The sequence below is a fragment of the Massiliimicrobium timonense genome, assembly GCF_002160865.1.
GTDB lineage: Bacteria > Bacillota_I > Bacilli_A > Erysipelotrichales > Coprobacillaceae > Allocoprobacillus.
The window spans coordinates 1-2,001 of record NZ_NFLJ01000082.1; the positions used below are offsets into that span (position 1 = coordinate 1).

The 2,001-nt window shown below is 41.8% G+C and carries 5 protein-coding genes; all 5 read left to right on the plus strand.

Annotated elements, in window-relative coordinates:
* The coding region (locus B5E75_RS14145) for a replication initiation factor domain-containing protein (protein ID WP_143746986.1) at positions 1 to 720 on the plus strand (720 nt) is incomplete at its 5' end.
* A 15-nt stretch (positions 721 to 735) separates the two neighbouring features.
* Positions 736 to 876, plus strand: coding sequence for a DUF3789 domain-containing protein (locus B5E75_RS14150; RefSeq protein WP_010817889.1), 141 nt, complete (start codon positions 736 to 738; stop codon positions 874 to 876).
* The gene (locus B5E75_RS14155) at positions 873 to 1,094 is read left to right on the plus strand and encodes a hypothetical protein (protein WP_010817890.1); all 222 of its coding nucleotides are present in this window, start codon (positions 873 to 875) and stop codon (positions 1,092 to 1,094) included. Before B5E75_RS14150 ends, B5E75_RS14155 begins: the two co-directional genes overlap by 4 nt.
* Positions 1,095 to 1,278: 184 nt before the next feature.
* Complete coding sequence (locus B5E75_RS14160; RefSeq protein WP_087203348.1) at positions 1,279 to 1,737, plus strand: VOC family protein; 459 nt, start codon at positions 1,279 to 1,281, stop codon at positions 1,735 to 1,737.
* 26 nt (positions 1,738 to 1,763) lie between these two features.
* A complete protein-coding gene (locus tag B5E75_RS14880) occupies positions 1,764 to 1,949 on the plus strand; it encodes a DUF3788 family protein (protein WP_241146679.1) in 186 nt (61 codons plus the stop codon).
* Positions 1,950 to 2,001: the final 52 nt, after the last annotated feature.

The following is a 2,001-nucleotide window of genomic DNA, read 5'->3' on the forward strand; positions in this document are numbered from 1 at the left end:
GCTCTGGTTGAGGGCGGTGTGATGAAACGCCTTGACCTTGCCATTAACGACAGGGCGGGCATACTGGATATTCCAGATCTGACCGCCAAATGCAACCGTGAGGAATGTGTTTCCCTGTTCCGTTCTTTCAAGTCCTATGCTTCCGGCGAGCTGGTGAAGCACAACGAGCAGGACAAGGCGGGCATGGGACACACGCTGTATATCGGTTCTCTGAAATCAGAGGTCTACTTCTGCTGTTATGAGAAGAACTTCGAACAGTACGCAAAGCTGGGCGTGCCGATTGAGGAAGCCCCCATAAAGAACCGCTTCGAGATACGACTGAAAGATGAAAGAGCCTATTATGCCGTTCGTGAACTGCTGACCCATTATGACGCAGAACAGACGGCATTTTCTATCATCAATCACTATATCCGCTTCGTGGACAGAGAGCCGGAGAAGCGAAAGACAGACTGGAAGCTCAATGACCGCTGGGCGTGGTTTATCGGGAAAGACCGCCCGCCTATCAAACTGACGACAGACCCAGAGCCTTATACGCTGGAAAGGACGCTGGGCTGGATAAGCCGACAGGTCGCCCCTACACTGAAAATGCTGAAAAAGATAGACGCTGGCAACAGCACAAGCTATCTGAAAGAGATTGAGGACAACGCAAAGCTGACGGAAAAGCATTTGCAGATAATCAGACAGCAGACAGCGGACACAGAGGAGCTTATCACAGAATAAAGGAGAAATTTGATTATGGCAGAACTTGTCAAGGACTTGGTGCTGGTATCACTGGGAATGGGTATCGGCGTTGTCCTTATGTGTATCGCACAGGTCAGCAAAATGGCTGACGAAGAAATGGAAGAAATTAAAAAAGAAAGGATTGATAAAGAATGAATTTCGGACAGAACTTATACAACTGGTTTTTAAGCAACGCCCAGAGCTTGGTGCTTATGGCAATCGTGGTAATCGGTATCTACTTAGGATTTAAGAGAGAGTTTTCTAAGTTAATCGGCTTCCTTGTGATTGCCTTAATCGCTGTGGGGCTGGTATTCAATGCCGGCGGTGTCAAGGACGTGCTGTTAGAGCTGTTCAACCGTATCATTGGAGCGTAACAATCAATCGTTTGCGGTCACGCAAACTTACCTGTCCCCCTATGGGAGTTCGGGCATAGGGGGAATGAAAGGGGGTGACGGAATGGTACACAGATAAAGGATAGTCACGCTATGAATTTTATTGAACGGCATACTTATAACTGATATAATTTGAATATAAAATCAGTTAAAGGGGGCTGTAAAAATGAAATTAAAAAATCCTATGCTGGTAGTATCTGATATGGAGAAGTCTGTTGAGTTTTATAAAAAGGTGTTCGGACTTCATGTTATCATGGATTTCGGGGCAAACAAGACTTTAACGGGCGGACTGGCTTTACAGACACTTGAAACATACAGCGAATTTATAGGAACAGAGGATATTTCTTTTGGTGGAAACAATTTTGAAATATATTTTGAAGAAGATAATTTCGATAAATTTACCGATAAGCTAAAAGAATTTGAAATTGAATATGTCCACCCTATTATAGAACATTCGTGGGGACAGCGTGTAGTACGCTTCTATGACCCAGATAAGCATATAATTGAAGTGGGCGAAAATATGAAAGTGGTTTGCAAGCGTTTCTTGGATAGTGGAATGACACCAGAACAAGTTGCAGAGCGTATGAATGTTCCCATGAAATTTGTAAATGCTTGTATGCGATAAATCAAAGTGTTTGGAGGGTAAAAATTATGCTTGATAAAATACCAAATGCAGAGGAAATGACGAATTTGGTTGGACAATCATTGTATGATGTATGGAATAAGTTATGTGCTTTAATTGACGAAAAATATGAAATGGAACGTCTGTGTATAAATGCTACTATTAATATGTACAAAAATGATCATATAAAAATGTACAAAATCAATTCAACATAATATAATAATTCAGTTTTTATTGGAGGTTATATTATGATTATGAATTTAACAG